Raw genomic sequence first — 22025 nt, 5'->3', positions numbered from 1 at the left:
GCTATAAAGTCAATGAAGTTTTACAATACCCTGCTAATTCTGGAATTTCACCAGCCCGCTGCCACTCAGCTTCCCCAAGTCTCACTTTGGTGCGATCGGTAATCTTCTGAACCTCCAATAGTTGCAATTTGGTATATGGCCCTTCAGGTTGACCGCTGCGAAATACATACCATTCAGAAGCCTCGGGAGGTGATGCCACCCGTCTCACGGATTTGACTCGGTTCATACCCGATTCAAATTTCATCTGATTGAGTTCTTGCTCTATGGGATCGATCGTCTTGCCACGATTTGTAGAAGGCGAAGAAGTTGCCAATTTTTGAGAGGCTTTGTGGTTGATCTTCCAAAGCCACGCACCTACGACACCAAACAAACTAAAAACGCCTCCCCCAACGGCAGGTATTAACGCAGGATGAGGCGGGCTGTATTTTTCTGGCTGCGCTGGGGTCGGGGCTGGTGTAGGAGTTGGACTAGAGCGGTTGTCGTAATCTGAGTAGTCTTTATCTCCGTAATACCGTCGATTGCCACGAGGTCGCTTCTTTTTTTGAGCGTAAACCGGAATAGAAGCGACTAGAGCTGAAGCCCCAGTAACTAAAAGTAGCACTTTGCGGCGCGACAGCTTAGAATTAGTCATTTTTCTGGTAGATGATGGGTATCACTATTTTCCCAGAACATAACAATATTGCGGTCATCTGGTAGAAAAGTATTGTTGTGATAATAAGATTTTATCAGATGTTAGGGTCAGCTTTTGTATTTGTAAAAAGACCAGACTTGATGATTCGATCAACCCAAATATTTGAAATTGTCAATAAACGCTCTATTTTCATCGGGAAACATTGCCTCAAAATTTTGGTAAATATGTCGCATATTCGGAAATTTCACTAAGTTTCACAGTTTTTGACACACTCTCGTGCTTTGCAAAACTTTTCCTGCAATTGTTCTCGCACACTCTCTAAGGGAATTCCCTCACCCCGCGATAGTTCCGCCTCCGCTTCCTTAATGGACTGACGCACTTCCTCCTCCCACTCCGAATAATGCTTCTGGGTTTGCGCCAGAGTATGGAGGGCTTTGGTGATTACTTCGGAGGGCGAACTAAACGACCCCTGGGCCAATTGCGCCTCGATCAATTGCATCTGCTCTGGACTTAAAGTAATATTCATTACGCCACCTCCCTCAGACTGATCCATGTTTTAAGAATAGCGCGAGATTCGGTCAGAGCGATCGCCCCAAAATCATACATGACAATTGCAAATCCGATCGCTTGTCGCTGCTTTCGTCATCGCCACAATTGCTAAATCAACAACTCAACCGCGTTATAACGATCGCATTAATATCGGAAAATTTCTGATTTAGAGTCAACATAATTTTCCTTCTCTTCCCCTAAAAGCCTCGCAATCTCGATCGAACTCATGAAATATTCTGGCAATTTTTGATTGACAAAAAGCAGTATTTCTAGTAAGCAAGCTCAAAAATGGTGTTAAACTCATCTGGCTCGGAGAATCACCCAGCCGGAAACAACAGGCTACAATCAATAATAGATTCTATTTCCATAACAATACTGTTTATAGCTTGAACTCCTCAGTGCCCTACAACAACACCTCAACTCAATCCTTTCAATTTGACTCAATTGACAGCGCCCTCGCAGACCTGAAAGCAGGTCGGATGCTGGTAGTAGTCGATGACGAAAACCGCGAAAACGAAGGCGACGTGATTTGTGCCGCCCAATTCGCCACCCCCGACAATATCAATTTCATGGCAGTACAGGCCCGGGGTTTGATTTGTCTGGCATTGACCGGCGATCGACTCGATCGCCTAGAACTGCCTCTCATGGTCAGCAAAAACACCGACAAGAACCAAACTGCCTTTACCGTCAGCATCGATGCAGTCAACGGCGTCAGTACCGGTATCTCCGCCGAAGACCGCGCCCGCACCATCCAAGTAGCCATCCACCCAGATACCAAACCTCAGGATTTGCGCCGTCCCGGTCATATTTTCCCGCTGCGGGCGATCGACGGTGGCGTCCTCAAACGCGCCGGACACACCGAAGCATCAGTTGACCTCGCCAGACTCGCCGGCCTCTATCCCAGCGGCGTCATCTGCGAAATTCAAAACCCCGACGGTTCGATGGCGAGGTTGCCCGAATTGATCGAATACGCCAAAACCCACAACCTCAAAATCATCAGCATTGCTGACTTAATTAGCTACCGCCTCAAGCACGATCGATTTGTCCGCCGCGAAACCGTCGCCAAATTGCCGACTGAATTCGGCGAGTTTACGATCTACGCCTACCGCGACACTCAAGACAATTCAGAACACGTTGCCATTGTCAAGGGCGAGCCGGCAGAATTTAAAGACAAACCCGTGATGGTGCGGGTGCATTCGGAATGTCTGACCGGAGATGCTTTGGGATCCCTGCGGTGCGACTGTCGGATGCAACTGCAAGCGGCACTCAAAATGATCGAAAATGCCGGTTGCGGCATCATAGTTTACTTGCGCCAAGAAGGTCGGGGGATTGGACTGGTCAATAAACTCAAAGCTTACTCGCTGCAAGATATCGGATACGATACCGTAGAAGCTAACGAACGCTTGGGCTTTCCCGCCGACTTGCGAAACTACGGCGTTGGAGCACAAATGCTTAACGATTTGGGAGTGGAAAAAATTCGGTTGATTACCAACAACCCGCGCAAAATTGCCGGTTTGAAAGGTTACGGCATTGAAGTAGTCGATCGCGTCCCCTTACTCATTGAAGCCACAGATTACAACTCGATCTATCTGGCAACCAAAGCCGAAAAACTAGGTCATATGCTGCTGCAAACTTATTTAGTCACAGTAGCGATTCAGTGGAACGAAACGAAGTCGGATGGAAGTCGGAAGAAGGAAGAAGCAAGAGGTTCGAGGGAAGAAGGAAAAGAGGAAGATTCTGCCATCCAAAATCGCTACGAACACCTCGAAAAACTGCGGCAATTGGCCGCTAGCCACGACTTACTGCTGCAAGAAGAAGCACGGCCGGTGGGCATCGCTTTGTTTGGAGAAGGTTCCCTCATCGTTCATTTAGGCTTCGATCAAGTCGGACTCGCAGCTCCCGACTGGTACTCGGAGACAAACCATCCTTACGTCAAGGCGATCGGCCAAATTCTTGAATCTATCAGCACAGAGTCCGACTTGCAAACATTAGAATTCATGGTTTCCTCCGGCGCAGATCCGCTCAAAACCCTGCAAGTCCAGCTCGATCGCGAAAGCTTGCCCCTGGAACAAGTCGCATCCGCCTGTGCGAAGCTTCAACCTCAAAAAATCTATAGTTTTTCCGCTATTCCCGATTCTGCCCTCGAAATGTCAAGCTAAGGTCATCAATTGACAATTGACAGTTGACAGTTGACAGTTGACAGTTAACAGCTACCCATAGCCGTCGATAGAAGAGGATTGAAGCAATGAATCATTTTGTTTGATTTCCCCCCTTTAGGGGGAGGCTTCAGACCCAATCTTCAGGCGTGAAGAATCAAGAGGCAAATCGATATGGAAATGAACGTTGGTGACTTTTTGCACCGGCTCGACCTCAGGGGACAACCGCTTAAAGGCACCAACCTCGGCGGTGCGGAACTCCGGGGAGCAAACCTCAGGGGAACAGATCTCCGAGAAACCAATCTCAGCGACGCAATTCTCAGGTATGCAGATCTGATCGAAGCGGATCTCACCCGCGCCAATCTTAGCGGGGCGGATTTAGCTGAGTCATTTCTGAATTTAGCCAACCTCACCAGAACCGATTTGACCGGTGCTGTCCTCCGAGAAGCTACTCTCGTAGGAGCAGAACTCACGGGAGCCAACCTCAAACAAGCAAGTTTGATCAAGGCCAATTTAGTGGGAGCCAATCTCCAGCAAGCCAACTTAACCAGAGCCAATCTCAGTGGAGCAGATTTGCGAGGCTCTCAGATGACTGGCGTTATTTTAGACAAGACAGTCTACAACAACCGGACAATGTTTCCCGACGATATTGACCCCGCTGCATTGGGAGCAATTTTGCTAGCTCCCAATGCCTCGCTCCCGGGCTTAAATCTGGCTATGGTAGATTTGACCGGAGCCGATTTAAAAGGAGCCGATTTGCGGCGGACAAACTTATACAAAGCTATTTTATTTGGAGCAAAGCTCGATCGGGCAAACTTAGCAGGAGCCAACATTAGCGGCGCAGACTTGAGGGAAGCCAGTCTGAGCGGCACGATTTTAGAAAAAGCTGTTTACAGCAACCAAACATTCTTTTCAGAAGGCATTGACCCCCGTCTTGGCGGAGCTTATTTAATTGCTCCCAATGTATCGCTGCAAGGGGTCAACTTAACCGGAGCCGACTTAAACGGGTCAGATTTAAGCGGAGCTAATTTGAGCGGTTCTAACTTGAGTTCGGTCAATCTCAAAAATGTAGACCTCAGTAAAGCTAGCTTAAAAAAAGCTTACCTCAAAGGTGCAAACTTGGAGGGAACAGACTTGAGAGGAGCTGATTTAAGCGGCGCAATTTTGCACCAAGTAAATTTGAGTTCTTCTGACCTCCGGGGTGTAGACTTAACAAGGGCTGACCTCAGTGGCGCTAATTTGAGCGATGCCGATTTGAGGGAAACAGATTTCACCGGAGCTACTTTGCTGTTCGCAAACTTGAGCGGCGCCGACTTGAGAGGTGTAGACTTGACAAAAGCCGACCTCAGCGGCGCTAAGTTAAATGAAGCAGATCTCAGAAAAGCAGATTTGATGAGAGTAAATTTGGAGGGAGCCGATTTAACTGAGGTAGACTTGAGCGATGCTCATTTATTCCGAGTTAATCTTAGAGGTGCTAACCTTAAAGGTGCAAATCTTAAAGGCGCAAGTTTAAAAGGGGTATCTTTGACCGATGCTTATTTGAGCGAAACGGATTTGACTGATGTAGATCTGAATCCGAGTTTCTTTGAACTACCATTAGAATCGGAATGGTAATTAACAGTTGACAGTTGACAGTTGACAGTTGACAGTTGGCGGTTGGCGGTTGGCGGTTGACAGTTGACAGTTGACAGTTGCTAATAATTAGGAAATCACAAATAAACAAAAACGAAGCACAACAGGCGAATCACAACTCACAACTCCCAACTAACAACCCAACGACCCGCGAGATCTTAAGCTGACAACTAACAACTAACGGGAGCATCTCAGTTTTGCATATAGTGCGAGCGTCCCCGCTCGCGATTATACTGCTCGCGAGCGGGGACGCTCGCACTATAATAAAAAATGCTTTTTTCAAAAATGGGATGCTCCCCAAATAACAACTAACAAATAACAACTAACAACTAACAACTAACAACTAACAACTAACAACTAACAACTAACAACTAACAACTAACAACTAACAACTGACTAATGACTACTGACAAACCGTTAGGCTCTGTTATTCAAGGTTCCCTGAGCAAGGGATTAGAAGTGCGACTACACGCCGACGTTTCAGTGGAAGATATGAGGGTGGGGAAATTTTTAGTAGTGCGGGGGGTACGATCGCACTTTTTCTGTATGCTCACCGACGTGTCTCTCGGAACATCCAGCAGTCGGATTTTATCCAACCCTCCCAACCCCAACGACGATTTTCTCCTCGCAGTCCTCGCAGGTAGCAGCACCTACGGTACGATCGAGCTGGCGCCGATGTTGATGCTGACTGCGGAAAAAGAAAAATCTCAAGCCATCTTCAATCCCACAGGTAACGGAGTCCCCGATAAAAAGCTGGCGTTAGGAAATTTGGGTTCTTTTGAGCCGCAAAGTGGCGCCGATATGGAATTGCTGCCGGTGAAAACGATTCCCAGCCACTTTTCCCAGGTGTTTGATGCCAAAGAAACCGATTTTAGGGCGGTTTTTGGCTGGGAAGATGACCCGTACCGCCGCAATTTTGCGATCGGCAAACCGATTGACATGGACGTGGCTGTGTGCTTGGACTTAGACAGATTTGTGGAACGCAGCAACGGAGTTTTTGGCAAGTCGGGAACGGGAAAATCTTTTTTGACGCGCTTGCTGCTGTCGGGGATTATTCGCAAGCAAGCTGCTGTCAATCTAATTTTTGATATGCACTCTGAGTACGGGTGGGAAGCGGTTTCGGAAGGAAAACAATTTAGCACTGTTAAAGGTTTGCGGCAGTTGTTTCCCGATAAAATGCAGATTTATACTCTCGATCCAGAGTCTACCAAGCGCCGGGGAGTTCGCGATGCTCAAGAGTTGTTTTTGAGTTTCGAGGAAATTGAAGTGGAAGATATCTCGCTAGTCCAGCGGGAGTTAAATCTTTCGGAAGCTAGTATCGAAAATGCGATCATTTTGCGAAATGAGTTGGGCAAGGGTTGGATTAACAAGTTGCTGGAAATGACCAACGAAGATATTCAAATGTTTTGCGAAGAAAAGCGGGGAAATAAATCTTCGATTATGGCTTTGCAGCGGAAATTAGAGCGTTTAAATGATTTGAAATACATTCGCAAACGCTGTCCCAAAAATTATGTAACAGAAGTTTTGCAGTGTTTGGATAGTGGGAAAAATGTAGTAATCGAGTTTGGTTCGCACTCAGATTTGCTGTCCTATATGTTGGCGGCAAATGTGATTACTCGCCGGATTCACGGAGCTTACGTGCGGAAAGCTGAGAAGTTTTTGATGAGTAAAAATCCGTGCGATCGCCCGCAACCGTTAGTGATTACCATTGAGGAAGCCCACCGCTTTCTCGATCCGGCGATCGTGCGATCGACCATTTTCGGGACGATCGCCCGCGAAATGCGAAAATACTTCGTAACTCTGTTAATTGTAGATCAACGTCCCTCCGGTATCGACGGGGAAGTCATGTCGCAAGTCGGCACGCGGATCACAGCTTTGCTAAACGACGATAAAGACATCGACGCTATCTTTACGGGCGTTTCAGGAGGGCAGAGTTTGCGATCGGTTTTAGCCAAACTCGACTCAAAACAGCAAGCTTTAGTTTTGGGCCACGCCGTACCGATGCCGGTAGTTGTCCAGACTCGTCCCTACGATGAGCAATTCTACAAAGAAATTGGGGATATTGACTGGCAAGAAATGCCGGACGAACAAGTGTTTGCCGAGGCAGAATCTGCTAAGATGGATTTGGGATTTTAGATTAGACTTGAATTGCAAAAATCGGAAAAACCCCTGAAATTATCTGCGTTTATCTGCCTGACATCTGCGGTTGAAGGAGCGATCGAAGACTTATGCAATTCAAGTCTACTGTTTCAGTGGGCTGATTAGAAGTATTGTGAAGAAAAACCCGGTTTCTTGTTACCCGCGCGTAAGTCTCAGAAAGGGCGATCGACATTCAAAAAAAATATTTTCCGGCTTTAGGCAAGGGCTTTTCCCCTCACACCCCCTCACCCCTCACCCCTAACTTCACAAAATACGGATAAGGTTAAATATTGTTCAGTCGATCGACAAAATTTAACTCAAATAGCCAAACATCCCGCTCTTAATATATCTTTACTCACTGACAGCAAAAGTTGATTAGCATATTTAAATAAAAATGTCAAGAAATATTTTAAACGGTAAGTTGCAGCGAATACGGCGATCGAGTTCGGTTATCTCGCATCGCAGCATCTAGGCAGCGAGAAAAATTCAAGCGATGATGGAATAGAGAGCAAAACAAAGCCCTCGAATTGCATGAGTCTGTTTGCATGAGTGTGTTTGCTTGAGTCTGTTTGCATGAGTATTGTGAAGTTGAGTTCCACTTAAAACTAGCAGGGAATTGAAAACCTTAAGGAAAAATGTAGAATCTTGACCTTAAGACAGAGGTTTTTACCCTTTACGAGCCTCAAAATTTGGAATAATATTGAGAAAAGTAAACTCAAATTCACTTCGCCTAGAACTAGCCGTAAAAGCTAGCAAGCTACGGAAAATCGACGGGGATTACTGGAAAATCAAGCATAAAAGTAATCCAATACCACAAGCTTCTACCGATCGTCACCGATAAACAGGAGGGGTAACATCCCCCCTGTCGCAGTCTTTATCCCACTTGTAAAAGTGGGACAGGGTATCACCAACTTTTTATCTGTTGTTACAAGGAGTGCAATACTCACCCATGTCCACTACCACCCCCAAAACCAAAACAGTGAAAGCCGATCGCATGGGCAGCCGGCCATACTCCTCAACGGATACGGTTCGTACCTATCTGCACGAGATCGGTCGAGTACCCCTGCTAACCCGAGAAGAAGAGATTGTTTTCGGGAAGCAGGTACAGCAAATGATGAAATTAATCGAAGCAAAACAAGCGCTGGCTAAAGAATGGCAGCGAGATCTGACGAATGAAGAGTGGGCGGCCGAAATGGCATTGACCGAAGCCGAACTGAACCGGATCTTGCAGTTAGGGCGGCGCGCCAAGCAAAAGATGATTGAAGCGAATTTGCGCCTAGTAGTTGCGATCGCCAAAAAGTACCAGAAACGCAATATGGAATTCTTGGATTTAATTCAAGAAGGCACCCTCGGTTTAGAACGGGGAGTCGAAAAATTTGACCCGATGCGGGGATACAAATTTTCTACCTATGCCTACTGGTGGATTCGCCAAGCAATCACTCGCGCGATCGCCCAACACGCGCGCACCATTCGATTGCCAATTCACATCACCGAAAAACTCAACAAAATCAAAAAAGTGCAGCGGGAACTCACCCAGCAGTTGGGCCGTTCTCCCTCGCCTGCGGAAATTGCCACCGCCCTGGAACTGCAACCTTCCCAGATTCGGGAATACCTGCTGATGGCAAGACATCCAGTTTCTTTGGACTTGCGCGTAGGAGATAACCAAGATACCGAACTGCAAGAACTCTTAGAAGACGAAACAGCATCTCCAGACAACTACATTACTTCGGAATTGCTGCGGCAAGACCTCAATACCTTGATATCAGAACTGACCCCCCAGCAACGAGATGTAATTGTTCTGCGCTTCGGTTTGGAAGACGGCACCGAAATGTCTCTGGCGAAAGTCGGAGAACGCCTGAATCTCAGCCGCGAACGGGTGCGACAGCTAGAACATCAAGCCCTCGCCCACCTGCGGCGGCGTCAATCTCAAGTCCGAGAATACTTGGCTAGTTAGTCACTAAAAGAGTTGAGATTTTCTCCAAATCTCAACTCTTTTTTTGTGCAAGCGCTTCCAGGAAGGATATTTTGATAGCAAGCAATTTTCAAGTGATATCCTGTCCGGTCGATCGACCAAAATAACTAACCCTCTGTAAATGTTCGTAGTGCGGACTTCAGTCCGCAGCTAGAAAGCGGACTGAAGTCCGCACTACTAACCCTCTGTAAATGTTCGTAGTGCGGACTTCAGTCCGCAGCTAGAAAGCGGACTGAAGTCCGCACTACTAACCCTCTGAGTCAGGTACAGATAGCAATGGGTAATTGGTAGGCTGACGAGTACCTCGAAAGATTTGAAAAGCGCTATATTTAAGATGTCGATCGCACTTGATGGGCGATCGCAATTTATCAAAACTAATCTGAGATTTGAATTTAGGAACCGGGCGGGCGATCTAAAATTCAAGTTAATATTCAGGATTAAGCTAAATACCCGGTTTCTGTAAGATCTGTTTGAAACAGGTACAAGAAGGGCAGCGCAGCAGCTATGGGAAATTTTGGGGCAAGCAAGTGGTTTTGACTTATTCGATCGTATTAACAAGCACTTTAGAGGCGATCGCCCTTGCTCTCTCGCCCGGTAACTTCAGCATCGAATTTCCCCTAGGCGAGGCACAGCAATCGGACATCAAATCCGGCATTTTGACCTCGCAATCCCTCCCAAATGCTGCGCCAGATACCGCTAGCACAGGTTTAGCAGACGGTATTTACCTCTACGGCCAGTCCAGCCAGCCCGATCGAATTAAAAAAGAATATTTTGTATTTGAAATGCGACAGAGTAAAGTAGTCGGCGCTTTTTACCTGCCTCGGTCTGCTTTTTACTGTTTTTACGGCAGTGCGGAGCGAACTCAGTTAAATTTAACAGTAGTGGACACTTACGACGGCACTCGCTCTCCCTACTCTGTAAACCTGCAACAGTATCACCCTATTTCCGCCGTCAGCAACAACGATCGGCGCATTTTGGGTATTTGCAAGGAAGCTCACAAACAGCAGGTGTGGGGAAACTAATACCATTTTCGATTTTCGATTGGGGATTAAATAATTGGGAATGATTTACTGCATAAGAGTTTGGAGTTTCCCTACAGTTGCATTCATTTCTGAAACTGGTATAACCAGTACCTGCGCGATTTTCTTGGTTTCTTGGGTATAGCAAAGCGAAACAAAAACCTATTTGTTCGGTAGGAGTGCCTCAACCCAACCTAATTTTTGAGGGGATTTTCCAGTTTGGTCAAGATCTTGTGTAACAAAAAACCAGGTCTCATCCCTATGCCTGAAGTTAGCGGATGTTCGCTGTATACTCCTTAACAAGGCAGCAGTAGAGTGCGTCACACAAGAAACTGGAAATATCCGAGAAAATGTGAGGCTACGGGGCGCCCTACAAAACTCCCTCCCGGCAGACTGGTGCAGCGCCAGCAGCCAGGATTCAGGAAACAGCAGTAAAATTGCTCCTGAGTTGAGAATTTCAGACTGACATCACACACTCGGCAAGATGAAACTGCGTCGGAAAACACTATCAATAGTTGGCATTACCATCGCTGGACTGACTGGCATTCTCTATGCAGCCTCCTCCAGCATCCTTTTGGGCAGCCTTGTCAAAGCAGAGGAACAAGAAGCCACACAGGTTGTCAAGGGAGTTCTCAGCGTGTTCGGGCAAACCGCAGACGACTTCAACTCGCGCTTTGCTGACTGGTCTGCCTGGGATGACACCTACACTTTTATCCAAAACCGCAACTCAGAATTCATTGCCTCGAATTTAGTTCCAGAAGGGCTGAATAATTTGAGAGTTCATCTAGCCATATTTGTCAATACTTCTGGCAAAATAGTTTACGGTACGGGTTTAGACAGCGACAAGATGAAACTAACGCCTGTTCCAGAAGCATTAAAAGAGCATATTTCTCTCAACGACCCGCTGTTGCAGCACCCCAATCCCAAAAGTAGCCTCGCTGGTATCCTGCTGCTGCCCTCAGGGCCGATACTGATTAGTTCCCGGCCAATTCTCACTACAAAAAGCACCGGCCCGATTCGGGGCACGCTGGTATTCGGGCGCAATTTGGATGCTGCGGGCATTGAGAAGCTTTCTAAAATTACTCGCTTGCCATTGATTGTACACAGCATTGATGAGCGTGATTTACCCGCTGATTTTGTGAAAGCACGGCAGAAACTGTCGGGGAAAAAAACGATTTTCGTGCGTTCTGTCAGCGAAGATTTGATGGCGGGTTATGCTTTGATCCAGGATATTTACGATCGACCGGCGCTACTTCTACGGGTGGATATGCCCAGAGAAATCTACCGCCAAGGTCAAATCAGTTTAATGTACCTGCTGGTGTCTGTGGGGTTAGCGGGAATAGGATTTATCGGCTGCACTCTGCTGCTGATTGAGCATTTGGTGCTGTCTCGGTTGAGCAGTTTGGCGAAAGCAGTTAACCGCGTCAGCAGCAGCCAAGACCTCTCGGTGCGACTGCCGGTCACGGGCGCAGACGAGTTGGCCGACCTTGCCCATACTATCAATGGAATGCTCGGGACGATCGCCAGCGCCGAAAGCGAACAACTTGAGGAAAAAGCCCGCTACCGAGCCGTTGTCGAGCAAGCTACAGACTGCATTTTCCTGTGGGACGCTCAAACCAAACGCATTTTAGAAGCCAATACAGCCTTTAGAAACTTGCTCGATTACAGTCTTGATGCGATTTCGCAACTGAGTGTTTACGATATCGTCGCCTATTCCAAAGACCTAGTTGACCGAAATATCCTGTTCCTGCTAAGAGAGAAACAACTCAGAATTGGCGAAGTTCTCTACCGCCGCCGAGACGGTTCCTGCATGGACGTGGAAGTAAGCGCCAGCCTGATTTCCTACGGCGGCCGCGAGATTATTTGCACTGTTGTCCGCGACATTACCGAGCGCAAGCAAGCCGAAGCCGAACTCCGAGCCTCCGAAGAACGCTACAGACTTTTGTTTAAAAACAACCCCCATCCGATGTGGGTTTACGACTTAGAAACTCTGGAATTTATAGCCGTCAATCAAGCTGCTGTCGAGCACTACGGGTACACTCGCGACGAATTTCTCCACATGACCGTTGCGGATATTCGTCCGCGCCAAGAACTGTCCAGATTGCTAGAAAATATATCCCAAGTAGATGCCGGAATTGATTTTGGGGGTGTGTGGCAGCACCAGACAAAAAACGGCACAATTATTGATGTAGAAGTTACTTCTTATACCCTGATATTTGACAGCAGAAATGCTGAATTAGTGCTGGCTCACGACGTAACCGACCGCTTGCAAGCCGAGGCAGAACTTTATAAGGCAAAAGAAGCAGCAGAAGCAGCTAATTTGGCTAAAAGTCAGTTTTTGGCTAACATGAGCCACGAACTGCGAACTCCTCTGAATGCGATTATCGGTTACAGCGAGATTCTGCAAGAAGATGCTTTAGATATTGGCGAAGAAGACTTTGTGTCGGATTTGGAAAGAATTCACAATGCAGGCAACCATTTACTGGGATTGATTAATGATATTCTGGATTTGTCGAAGATTGAAGCAGGTCACGGGGAACTTGAATTAGAAACTTTTGACGTATTCGAGACAATTAAAGATGTAGTAAAAACTGTTGAGCCGTTATTTTTCCGAAACAACAATCGCCTGAATGTTGAATGCGATCCTAATATTGGCCAATTGCATTCCGATAAAACTAAGTTAACTCAAATTTTATTTAATTTGCTCAGCAATGCAGCGAAGTTTACTCAGCAAGGGATTGTTACACTCAGCGTTAAAAAAAATCAAAATGACGAGAATAGTTGGGATGTTGAAGAGTTAATTTTTAATTGTACTGATACGGGAATTGGGATGACTCCGGAACAGCTAGAAAAGTTATTTCAACCTTTTACGCAAGCTGATGCTTCGACTACCCGCAAGTACGGAGGTACGGGTTTGGGTTTGGCTATAGCGCAGAAATACTCTGAGATGCTGGGGGGAGAAATTACTGTTAATAGCGAGTTAGGCAAGGGGTCAACTTTTACTCTCATGTTGCCGACACTATTGTAATCTGTCCCAATACGTTTGGGTTAGTGTCACATTAATAAATAAAGGTACGTTGTTGGGATGCGAGCCCTCTTTATAGGGTGTTTGAAACGTCAAAAGTTGTACCCTTTTAATACCAGATTCCCCTCGCATCCCGCTTTCCAAGGGGGACTTTGAGTTGGATTCTGGTTCTCCGTTGGAAAGGTGGTTAGGAGAATCGGGTCTTTTGATACCAACGAAAGGAGTTTTCAAACACCCTCTTAGACGTATAGATAAAGAGGGCTGAAGCCCAACAACGTACCTAATTTAACATCATTTGATGCCCAAAATGCTCGTCCTACTTCGCATCAGGGGGCATCAAAACTTTGTCAATTACGTGAATAACGCCGTTGCTAGCTTTGATATCAGCTTTCACAACATTAGCGCCGCTAACAGTAACTTTGCCTGCGGCAACTACCACCTTCAGCGAGCCGCCTTCCACGGTTTTAACATCGCCGGATTTGAGGCTGGTAGATAAAACTGAACCAGAAACAACGTGGTAAGTTAAAATCTTGGCAAGTTTGGCTTTATTTGCTGGTTTGAGCAAATCATCCACAGTTGCTTTGCCCAAAGTAGCAAATGCCGCGTCTGTCGGTGCAAAAACAGTGAAAGGGCCTTTGCCTTGGAGAGTTGTAACTAAACCTGCGGCTGTTAAAGCCTTAGTCAATGTCTTAAATTGAGCGTCGCCAGATGCAATAGCGACAATATCCTTCGTAGCGGCTGTTGGTGCTGGTGAAGTGGTTGATTTCGGTGAGGCTGTTGGTGCTGGTGAAGCAGCTATTTTCACATTTCCTGCAACTTGTTGAGTTGGTGTTGTATTGCTAACAGTTGTGCTGGAGTTGATGTGAGCCCAAGCGGGGAAACCAATCAACGCGCTAGCGCCGATTACTCCTGCGAAACCTGTGAGTTGTTTCATCCAGGTAGGTAAATTTTGATTTTTCATTACGCTTGCTTTTCCTTATGACAATAAAACAGTGAACGTGAATTGTTATGTTAGCCAAATTTCCGCAAAAGGTAAGGTTGGGAAAGGCACTCGGTAGAGATAAAATGAGCTGGGATTGTCGATCGACCAAAACTTCCTTACTATAGCGCAAGCTCAGGGAAAAAGAGGCTCAACCGCTAAATCTGTAACTCAAAACCTCAATCACCGAACCTGTTTGCGGTAAGTCAGAAGATTTGACCGAAATCGTGTCGTTATTCGATCGGCGTATCGATGTACCATCCATTAGGCCCAAGAATTCATCTAGCGATACTAAATCGCACGCAGCAGCATCGGCGGCTTGGGTTTTGAAATGCGTGGGAATTACCATTTTCGGTTTGAGAAGTTGCACCGTTTGCTTCGCTTCCGCCGGAGTATAAGCTTTCGGCCCTCCGCCCACGGGAATTAGCAAAATATCCGGCCGCCCGATTAAGATTTGTTCTTCAATGCCGATCGGGCCAGCAACTCCGCCCAAGTGTAAAATCTTAACACCGGCTTGCTGCCAGAGCCAAGCCACATTCACCCCAAACCGCCTTCCTCCCTCACGGTCTTTTTGCGTGCGAATGCCTTGAATCCTGAGCCCGTTAGACCTATAAGTGCCCGGTTCGTACAAAAGGCCGGGATTGCCCGAAAATCCGTCTACCGCCCCTTCATCAAGCAATCTGCTGCTAATCAGAATCAAATCTGTGGGGACTTTAGGAGAACGATAGCCTGCCGTACAGCCCAGGGGGCGAAAAGGATTCACCAGCACCCTCGCACCGCCACCGGCAAACAAGAAGCAAGTGTGCCCCAACCACTGAACCGACAAAGAACCAGCAGTTTGAGCTTGATAGCTTTCCCATCCAGATGGCAAACCAGTCGCTAAAGCTGCTAGCAAACCCGTCTGTGCGTAACGTATTAATTGTCGCCGTTTCATCTTGTGGTTGCGGTTATCGGGTGTTGGTCGTTTGTTGTTATATCACAAAATGCCGCCAGGTGCGAAATGTGCGATCGAGTCTTACCTTCATTCAGTTGACAGTTGACAGTTGATATGTTGTAGGGGCAGTGGATGGTGCGGGCCTGCCCTCTTAGTTGACAGTTGACAGTTGACAGTTGACAGTTGACAGTTGACAGTTGACAGTTGACAGTTGACAGTTGACAGTTGACAGTTGACAGTTGACAGCGACCTCTACCTAGAAAGAAGAGGATTGGAGCAATGAATAGTCGGCATTGCTGAATTCAGGTATGAATTGGAATGTAGAGACGTAGCATTGTTACGTCTTTACAGAGGTTTCAGTATAATAGAAAAGAATTTTCCTACATCAAATCAGCAACACCTAAATGCCACAACAGCTTAAGAGCGCATCCTACAATTTCATAGAAATTCAACTAAAGCCGTTCCAAAAAATTCCGCAATAATTGCTTTCCCGAAGCAGTCAAAATACTTTCCGGGTGAAACTGTACGCCTTCAATGTGTGGATATTCCCGGTGCCGCACGCCCATAATCGTGCCATCTTCCACCCAAGCCGTAATTTCCAAAACTTCTGGACAACTCTCTTTTTCAATTACCAAACTGTGATAGCGAGTCGCCAGCATCGGCGATTCTACACCTACAAAAACTCCGACTCCTGCGTGTTCTACCTGAGAAGTTTTGCCGTGCATTAATACTGGTGCGGAAACAATCTTGCCGCCGAATACTTGACCGATACTTTGATGTCCGAGACACACGCCTAAAATTGGCAGAGTCGGCCCCAATTCTTCGATCAATTTCAGAGAAATTCCCGCATCTTCCGGCCGTCCCGGGCCTGGAGAAATCACTACTGCTGCGGGCTGCAATCGGCGAATGTCTGATAAGGAAATTTGGTCGTTGCGGTAGACTTGGACTTCTTTTGCTACTGGCAAATCAGCACCGAGTTCTCCTAAATACTGTACCAAATTGTATGTAAAACTGTCGTAGTTATCGATGACTATAATCACGGGTTAAGTGGGATTCTAGGTTTTAGATTTGTGATTTTAGATTGACTCGCTGCCGGAATGCAATAGTAGGAAGATTTTAGATAGATGCCCAAGATTAAAATAGCTGCAATATGTAGGAATAAAACCAAAAATCTCAAATTGGTCATCTAAAACCTAAGATTTGCCTGCGGAATAAGCTACTAACGGACGATCGCAATTTGAACAACTACCCACAACGGAGGAAGCAGCAGTGCACCAGCGACAATCGCCGCAGCCATTGCCGATACCAGAACGGCTCCGGCAGCGCAGTCTTTGGCAATTTTGGCGAGTTCGTGGTAAGATTGCCCGACGGTTAAGTCTACCACTGATTCGATCGCCGTATTCAACAATTCCATTGCTAAAACTATACCAATTGTGACGCCGATCACTGATATTTCTACAGGTTTGAGGTGCAAAAATAGTCCGAGTCCGATCGCTAAAGTTCCTATAACAGTGTGAATCCGAAAATTGCGCTGAGTTTCAAAAGCATAGGTTAGCCCACCCCAAGCATACCGAAAACTCGTAGCTAAACTAGATGCGATTTTCCAGGAAAGCTCTCGCTTGTATTTCAAGGCTTTTTTAGGTTCGTGGACTGTAGGCATGGCAGAATCTGAAGGCACGATCGCAAACGGTGGGATGTTTGATGTAATTGACGGTTGATCTAGTGTCATAAACAACCAACTTTAAGTTACAGAGATTAACGAAAGCTAGACTTTGAAAATTTCCTTCACTAAGTCTAGTTAACTTTCCTAAGTTTTTAGTAAAGTTTTGGTATGATTTCAGGAAATTATCTTTGGTTTGACATGATTGGTTGAGTCACCCTCAATGTCAGTTATGCTGTTTGGATCTCAAGTCCGATCGCGCGCAGCAGTGTTTCTTGTCGATCGAGCATTTGAGTCAGACTCTCTTCATCCGGGTGATCCCAGCCCAAAAGATGTAAAAAACCGTGGGATGCCAGCCAAGCTAGTTCAGTCTTTAGGGGATGTCCCTGCTGCTGGGCTTGTCGCTGCGCTGTGTCGATCGAGATGATGATATCACCCAAGTATAGAGGTTCCGATGACTGCATTTCCTCTAGCTGAGGACAGTCTACCTCTAAAGCTGCGAAAGCTAGTACATCGGTCGATCGATCTTGCTGGCGGTATTGGGCGTTGAGGGCTTGGATATCGGCATCGGCGGTTAAACGCAGACTGACTTCGTAGCCGGGGGCCTCTGGCACATCTGCTTCCTGGTTTTCTAGCCAAACGCTAAACCAATTTTCCCAGGTTTGGGCGGCAATCTCCCCGCTGGGTTGATTCTCCGGGAGGTTGTCAGCGTCGGCGATGCCATAACAGTCTTCGACGTTCACCTCAATTAGCATTTTTCGGTTCTTTTGTCAAGGGATGTATTGAATTGTTTGATAAGTGAAAATTGGGCTAATCGACTTTTTGCTTTTAGCTCGACTTTTTGCTTTTAGCAGGCAGATTACAATAATCTGGTGAAGATTGCAATGGGTCGATCGCACGATCGGATCGAACCCCCCGGTATTTAACCCGCAGGCGATTGCGTGAGTGTCTGTACCGAAACGGTTTCAACCGGTATTCTAAGAGTTGAAATAGCGATCGAGAAAAGCCAAACCGACGAGTACGCCCAAAAGTCCAGCAGCAGTCAAAGCAAAATGAAACAGAGAAGTCGCCCGTTTGCGAACCATATTTCGCATCGCTAGCTTGACATAACTCGGTGGAGGTGCATTGTTTGTGGGGGCGATCGGAGTTTCGGGGGCGGACTCTTCGGAGGTTGTTGGCGAGGGAGGTTGAGTCATAGCGATTATTTTTAGAAGGTTAACACCAGAGGCTGCGGAGGACAGACTCGCCACGATGTTAACAAATATGTAACGTTTTGTGTAGGATTTTTTAGCTTTCGGATGGCAGGAGGCTGGTTTCGCGCAGCAGAGAATCGGCCCAAACAGCATCGGATTCTGAAAGTGCAGGGACTAACTGGGCAGTATAATCGAGGGTAAAGTCATAGGCGGCGCGATCGTACACTATATTCAGCAACGCCTGCAAATCGACGATCGGCTCAACATCGCCTGCACGCAGAGGCAACGGAAAACAAGGAATCGCATCTGTTAGATTAAATAAGTATAAATCGGCGATCGGTCTTTCATTGCTCCGACTCACCAAAATTCTATAACTCGCTGCATTGTCATTGTCAAAAACCGGGAGAGGTTCCCAACCCCGCAACAAGTCAATCTCCACAAAATTAGTCCGACTTCCCAACACCTTATCCCGCTTTTCCTCATACATTTCACGCCCTTTTCCAGATGGTTTATTAGCGTGTAAAAGCACCTCAATTACTGTCACAACTTCCTTGGTCGCCATATCTATCACCTCCAAATATCCTTGTTTCACCTCCTCATACATCGCTAATCTTACTTTCAAAGGTTCAGTAGTTCGTGTAGCCACAGCTACATTAGATGTACTTAAATTTCTAGGAATCGGATTGTGCTGGATCGAAACATCAGGAATCCCGACTAACAGAGATTGTTCTCCCTTAATTTCATAAATTCGCTTTTCAATCGCCACTCGATACCTCGGCACAAGTTGGGGAACTAAAGCATCTGCGATCGCCACTATCAGCCTATTATGTACTTCTGGCCAAAAGTCAGGGTTTTCTAAATAAGGATTCATCCCCGGAAATGGATTAGGCATTGATTTAACTCCTGTTGATTGACTTACTTAGGACTTATGCAGGGGTGGCCAGAAACCGGGTTTTTTCGAGAATATCGATACAGCACCCAGAAATTGCGAAAAACCCGGTTCCTTTGATTTTAATGCGCTCAGCCACTGTTATCATGCGTTCAATTCCCTGTCCCGCAACCAAGCATCAGCCCAAACAGCATCCGGTTCGGCAAGCGGTGGTACGGGTTCGGCGGTATAATCGATTCTAAAATCATAGGCAGCGCGATCGTAAACCCCATTTAATAACGCTTGTAAATCTACAATTGGTTCCGCATCGCCCGCGCGCAAAGGCAAAGGAAACTGAGGAATCATATCGGGTAAATTGAAAATGTACAAATCCCCCAAAGGCTTTTGATTTGCCCGACTCACCAAAATTCGATAACTTGCCTCAATCTCATTGCCAAAAACTGGTAGAGGTTGGTAACTTCGCAGCAAGTCAATCTCTACCAGATGACTGCGACTACCAAACACCTTTTCCCGCTTTTCTTCATACATTTCTCGCCCTTTTCCAGGACGTTTGTTGGCGGGTGAGAGCAGTTCAATAACTGTCACAACTTCCCTGGTTTCTGTGTCTCGCACCTCTAAATACGCTTCCCTAAATTCCACAGGTACTGGCAGTCTTACTTTCAAAGCAGTCACAGGCGGTGCGGCAACTGCGACATTAGAAGAAGTAGGGTTTGTTTGACTTGGAGAGCGCTGCACGGTGACATCTGGAATCCCCACCAATAGCGAATTATCCCCGCTAAGCTCATAAATTCTTTTTTCAATATCGACGATATACTTTGGTAGCAACTGCGGCACTAATGATTCAAAAATACTACTAATTAGCAAGTGATGTACTTGAGGCCAAAAGTCAGGACTTTCTAAATAGGGATTCATCCCCGGAAATGGATTAGGCATGGATGTACCTTCCGTTTACTACTATCATTTTAGCAAACATATTAAAAAAACGCAGACAATATCAAACTATCATCTGCGTTAATTGTGGAATGGGCGTCTCGCCACTTCTGAAAAATGTGTAACGGGCGTCTCGATCGCGGTTTGTAGTGAGGACTTCAGTCCTTCTTAAAAGTTTGTAATAAAGAAGGACTGAAGTCCGAACGATCGAACCTAATTTTATTGTTACTGTTCAAGCAGATACAATATTTCGCTTAAAAATCCCCGTAACTACTAATAGCAGCTTGCAACCTCCGAATCGCCTCATCAACCGCAATCGCGCCCAACTCCCCAGAAGCCCGAGTCCGAATATTCAAACTATTCGCCTCAACCTCCTTAGCACCCACGACGCACATCACCGGAATTTTATCCTTCTCAGCATTGCGAATCAACTTACCCAAACGTTCGCTACTCTCAACTTCCGCGCGAATATTCAGCGCCTTCATCCTCGCTTCCACTTCCTTAGCAAACGGCAAAAACTCCTCGCTGACAGGCAACAACCGCACCTGAATCGGCGCTAACCATATCGGAAAATCCCCCGCGTACTGTTCAATCAAAATCCCAATTAAACGCTCCAAAGAACCGAAAGGAGCGCGGTGAATCATTACTGGACGCTGGCGGCTGCCGTCTTCAGAGACGTATTGCAAATCAAAACGTTCTGGCAAATTGTAATCTACCTGAACAGTTCCTAATTGCCATTCTCTATCCAACACATCTTGGAAAATGAAATCGAGTTTCGGCCCGTAAAAAGCCGCTTCCCCAATTCCCTCAAAATAATTCATGCCCAAAGTTTCCACCGCGCGGCGGATTGCACCTTGAGCTTTTTCCCAAGCTTCATCGGAACCGATGTATTTCTCTAAGTTTTCTGGATCGCGGAAACTCAAACGCGCTTTAAAGTTTTTCAGTTGCAAACTCTTGAATACTGACAGAATTAAATCCACCACACTCAAGAATTCAGCATCCAATTGTTCAGGCGTTACAAACAAGTGGGAATCATCCACTGTAAAGCCGCGCACTCTGGTTAAACCGCCCAATTCTCCCGATTGTTCGTAGCGGTAAACTGTGCCGAATTCTGCTAAGCGCATCGGCAATTCCCGATAGGAACGCAGTTCGCTTTTGTAAATTTGAATGTGAAACGGACAATTCATTGGTTTCATTACAAAACCCTGTTCGTTTGCTGCCGCTTCTGCATCTTCTGCCATTAGCGGAAACATATCTTCTTTGTATTTCTGCCAATGTCCTGAGATTTTGAACAAATCGACTCTGGCGATGTGCGGTGTCACTACTTGCAAATAGCCGCGCTTGATTTGTTCTTGTTTCAAGAAGTCTTCTAAAATACTTCTCAAAATAGTGCCTTTGGGTGTCCACAAAGGCAAACCTGGCCCAACTGGATCGGCGAAGATAAACAAGCCTAATTCTTTGCCTAATTTGCGGTGATCTCGCCTTAGGGCTTCTTCTTTGCGGTGTTTGTAGGCTTCCAATTGTTCGGGAGTTTCCCAAGCTGTGCCGTAAATCCGCTGCAATTGAGCTTTGGTTTCGTCGCCGCGCCAGTATGCGCCGGCGAGACTCTCTAGCTCGATCGCCTTTGGATTCAACTCACTGGTATTATCCAAATGGGGCCCAGCGCACAAATCCCACCATTCGTCACCCAAATGGTAAAGAGTAATCGGTTCGATCAAACCTGCCAAAATTTCTAATTTGTAAGGTTCGTTAATCTCCTTGATGCGCCTTTCCGCTTCCTCGCGGCTGACTTCTTCGCGAATTACAGGCAATTTGCGGTTGATGATTTTGATCATTTCTTTTTTAATTGCCTTGAGATCCTTTTCAGTAAAAGGTTCCGGGCAATCAAAATCGTAATAAAAACCATTTTCAATCCAAGGGCCGATTGTGACTTGGGCCTTGGGAAATAATTTCTGTACCGCCATCGCCATAACGTGAGATGTCGTGTGGCGAATTTTTTTTAGTTGTTCCGACTCACTCGTGCGGGGCAACTCTATCTTAACGGACTCTTCTGGAGCGTTCATTGATTCTGAGCTAGACATCGGCTGAATTTAACAATTAATTTCTTTGCAGTTGCTTCTATATTACTCAGATTGGGACGGCAACCGACGACTTCCGGCTGTGGCTGTTGGTATCAGCTTCAGACTAGAACACTTCAAAAATCTCGCTTTTAGCTGAGTCTGGATCCCCCTAAATCCCCCTTGAGAAGGGGGACTTTGACGATCGTTTCTGGTTCCCCCGCAACGATTCGGGGGGCTAGGGGGAATCTGCTGCTTAA

At 46.5% G+C, this 22025-nt stretch carries 17 protein-coding genes; 6 read left to right on the top strand and 11 right to left on the bottom strand.

The features are described from left to right. Nucleotide 1: 1 nt before the first annotated feature. Nucleotides 2-631, bottom strand: coding sequence for a DUF4339 domain-containing protein (locus tag QZ938_RS05770; RefSeq protein ID WP_293347415.1), 630 nt, complete (start codon nt 629-631; stop codon nt 2-4). A gap of 247 nt (nt 632-878) precedes the next feature. Next, nucleotides 879-1157, bottom strand: coding sequence for a type II toxin-antitoxin system ParD family antitoxin (locus QZ938_RS05765; RefSeq protein ID WP_293347418.1), 279 nt, complete (start codon nt 1155-1157; stop codon nt 879-881). A gap of 421 nt (nt 1158-1578) precedes the next feature. On the opposite strand from QZ938_RS05765, the gene ribBA reads away from it, so the two are divergent. The 6 genes from ribBA (at nt 1579) to QZ938_RS05735 (ending at nt 13126) form a co-directional block, all read left to right on the top strand. After that, nucleotides 1579-3339 (top strand): bifunctional 3,4-dihydroxy-2-butanone-4-phosphate synthase/GTP cyclohydrolase II, encoded by a 1761-nt coding sequence (ribBA, locus tag QZ938_RS05760; protein WP_293148218.1) that lies wholly within the window; start codon nt 1579-1581, stop codon nt 3337-3339. Nucleotides 3340-3510: 171 nt separating this feature from the next. After that, the gene (locus QZ938_RS05755; RefSeq protein ID WP_293347421.1) at nt 3511-4950 is read left to right on the top strand and encodes a pentapeptide repeat-containing protein; all 1440 of its coding nucleotides are present in this window, start codon (nt 3511-3513) and stop codon (nt 4948-4950) included. Between the two features lie 417 nt (nt 4951-5367). Further along, on the top strand, nt 5368-7104 hold the full coding sequence (locus QZ938_RS05750; RefSeq protein WP_293347424.1) for an ATP-binding protein: 1737 nt from the start codon (nt 5368-5370) through the stop codon (nt 7102-7104). A 952-nt stretch (nt 7105-8056) separates the two neighbouring features. Next, nucleotides 8057-9061 carry an RNA polymerase sigma factor, RpoD/SigA family gene (locus tag QZ938_RS05745; RefSeq protein WP_293148224.1) on the top strand — a complete coding sequence of 335 codons (1005 nt, stop codon included), beginning with the start codon at nt 8057-8059 and terminating at the stop codon, nt 9059-9061. Between the two features lie 488 nt (nt 9062-9549). Next, nucleotides 9550-10101, top strand: a complete 552-nt coding sequence (locus QZ938_RS05740; protein WP_293347427.1) for a hypothetical protein — start codon at nt 9550-9552, stop codon at nt 10099-10101. Between the two features lie 481 nt (nt 10102-10582). Further along, nucleotides 10583-13126, top strand: coding sequence for a CHASE4 domain-containing protein (locus QZ938_RS05735; RefSeq protein WP_293148228.1), 2544 nt, complete (start codon nt 10583-10585; stop codon nt 13124-13126). A gap of 313 nt (nt 13127-13439) precedes the next feature. Here the strand turns inward: QZ938_RS05735 and QZ938_RS05730 are convergent, their stop codons facing one another. The 9 genes from QZ938_RS05730 to thrS form a co-directional block, all read right to left on the bottom strand. Continuing rightward, a complete protein-coding gene (locus QZ938_RS05730) occupies nt 13440-14084 on the bottom strand; it encodes a fasciclin domain-containing protein (protein ID WP_293148230.1) in 645 nt (214 codons plus the stop codon). Nucleotides 14085-14253: 169 nt separating this feature from the next. Then, complete coding sequence (locus QZ938_RS05725) at nt 14254-15036, bottom strand: MBL fold metallo-hydrolase (protein WP_293148232.1); 783 nt, start codon at nt 15034-15036, stop codon at nt 14254-14256. A gap of 452 nt (nt 15037-15488) precedes the next feature. Further along, nucleotides 15489-16076 (bottom strand): aminodeoxychorismate/anthranilate synthase component II, encoded by a 588-nt coding sequence (locus QZ938_RS05720; protein WP_293347430.1) that lies wholly within the window; start codon nt 16074-16076, stop codon nt 15489-15491. A gap of 179 nt (nt 16077-16255) precedes the next feature. Then, complete coding sequence (locus QZ938_RS05715; RefSeq protein ID WP_293148236.1) at nt 16256-16765, bottom strand: diacylglycerol kinase family protein; 510 nt, start codon at nt 16763-16765, stop codon at nt 16256-16258. 161 nt (nt 16766-16926) lie between these two features. Continuing rightward, nucleotides 16927-17451 (bottom strand): rRNA maturation RNase YbeY, encoded by a 525-nt coding sequence (gene ybeY, locus QZ938_RS05710; protein WP_293347433.1) that lies wholly within the window; start codon nt 17449-17451, stop codon nt 16927-16929. A gap of 222 nt (nt 17452-17673) precedes the next feature. Further along, complete coding sequence (locus QZ938_RS05705; RefSeq protein ID WP_293148240.1) at nt 17674-17892, bottom strand: DUF3285 domain-containing protein; 219 nt, start codon at nt 17890-17892, stop codon at nt 17674-17676. 91 nt (nt 17893-17983) lie between these two features. Further along, nucleotides 17984-18781: a DUF4058 family protein gene (locus QZ938_RS05700; protein WP_293347436.1), complete on the bottom strand. Its 798-nt coding sequence runs from the start codon at nt 18779-18781 to the stop codon at nt 17984-17986. 141 nt (nt 18782-18922) lie between these two features. Then, a complete protein-coding gene (locus tag QZ938_RS05695) occupies nt 18923-19711 on the bottom strand; it encodes a DUF4058 family protein (RefSeq protein ID WP_293347439.1) in 789 nt (262 codons plus the stop codon). A 251-nt stretch (nt 19712-19962) separates the two neighbouring features. After that, nucleotides 19963-21789, bottom strand: a complete 1827-nt coding sequence (gene thrS, locus QZ938_RS05690; protein ID WP_293347441.1) for a threonine--tRNA ligase — start codon at nt 21787-21789, stop codon at nt 19963-19965. Nucleotides 21790-22025 lie beyond the last annotated feature (236 nt).

This window comes from Microcoleus sp. CAWBG27 (assembly GCF_020883145.1).
In the GTDB taxonomy this organism is placed as follows: Bacteria; Cyanobacteriota; Cyanobacteriia; order Cyanobacteriales; family Microcoleaceae; genus Microcoleus.
Note: the sequence above shows the minus strand (reverse complement) of the source record. Positions and strands in the feature narration are given on the sequence as shown.

What these genes read in the sequence shown, in the direction of transcription:
- QZ938_RS05770 (WP_293347415.1), bottom strand. Translation starts at nt 631, where the DNA reads ATGACTAATTCTAAGCTGTCGCGCCGCAAAGTGCTACTTTTAGTTACT.
- QZ938_RS05765 (WP_293347418.1), bottom strand. Translation starts at nt 1,157, where the DNA reads ATGAATATTACTTTAAGTCCAGAGCAGATGCAATTGATCGAGGCGCAA.
- QZ938_RS05755 (WP_293347421.1), top strand. Translation starts at nt 3,511, where the DNA reads ATGGAAATGAACGTTGGTGACTTTTTGCACCGGCTCGACCTCAGGGGA.
- QZ938_RS05750 (WP_293347424.1), top strand. Translation starts at nt 5,368, where the DNA reads ATGACTACTGACAAACCGTTAGGCTCTGTTATTCAAGGTTCCCTGAGC.
- QZ938_RS05745 (WP_293148224.1), top strand. Translation starts at nt 8,057, where the DNA reads ATGTCCACTACCACCCCCAAAACCAAAACAGTGAAAGCCGATCGCATG.
- QZ938_RS05735 (WP_293148228.1), top strand. Translation starts at nt 10,583, where the DNA reads ATGAAACTGCGTCGGAAAACACTATCAATAGTTGGCATTACCATCGCT.
- QZ938_RS05730 (WP_293148230.1), bottom strand. Translation starts at nt 14,084, where the DNA reads ATGAAAAATCAAAATTTACCTACCTGGATGAAACAACTCACAGGTTTC.
- QZ938_RS05725 (WP_293148232.1), bottom strand. Translation starts at nt 15,036, where the DNA reads ATGAAACGGCGACAATTAATACGTTACGCACAGACGGGTTTGCTAGCA.
- QZ938_RS05715 (WP_293148236.1), bottom strand. Translation starts at nt 16,765, where the DNA reads ATGACACTAGATCAACCGTCAATTACATCAAACATCCCACCGTTTGCG.
- ybeY (WP_293347433.1), bottom strand. Translation starts at nt 17,451, where the DNA reads ATGCTAATTGAGGTGAACGTCGAAGACTGTTATGGCATCGCCGACGCT.
- QZ938_RS05705 (WP_293148240.1), bottom strand. Translation starts at nt 17,892, where the DNA reads ATGACTCAACCTCCCTCGCCAACAACCTCCGAAGAGTCCGCCCCCGAA.
- QZ938_RS05700 (WP_293347436.1), bottom strand. Translation starts at nt 18,781, where the DNA reads ATGCCTAATCCATTTCCGGGGATGAATCCTTATTTAGAAAACCCTGAC.
- QZ938_RS05695 (WP_293347439.1), bottom strand. Translation starts at nt 19,711, where the DNA reads ATGCCTAATCCATTTCCGGGGATGAATCCCTATTTAGAAAGTCCTGAC.
- thrS (WP_293347441.1), bottom strand. Translation starts at nt 21,789, where the DNA reads ATGTCTAGCTCAGAATCAATGAACGCTCCAGAAGAGTCCGTTAAGATA.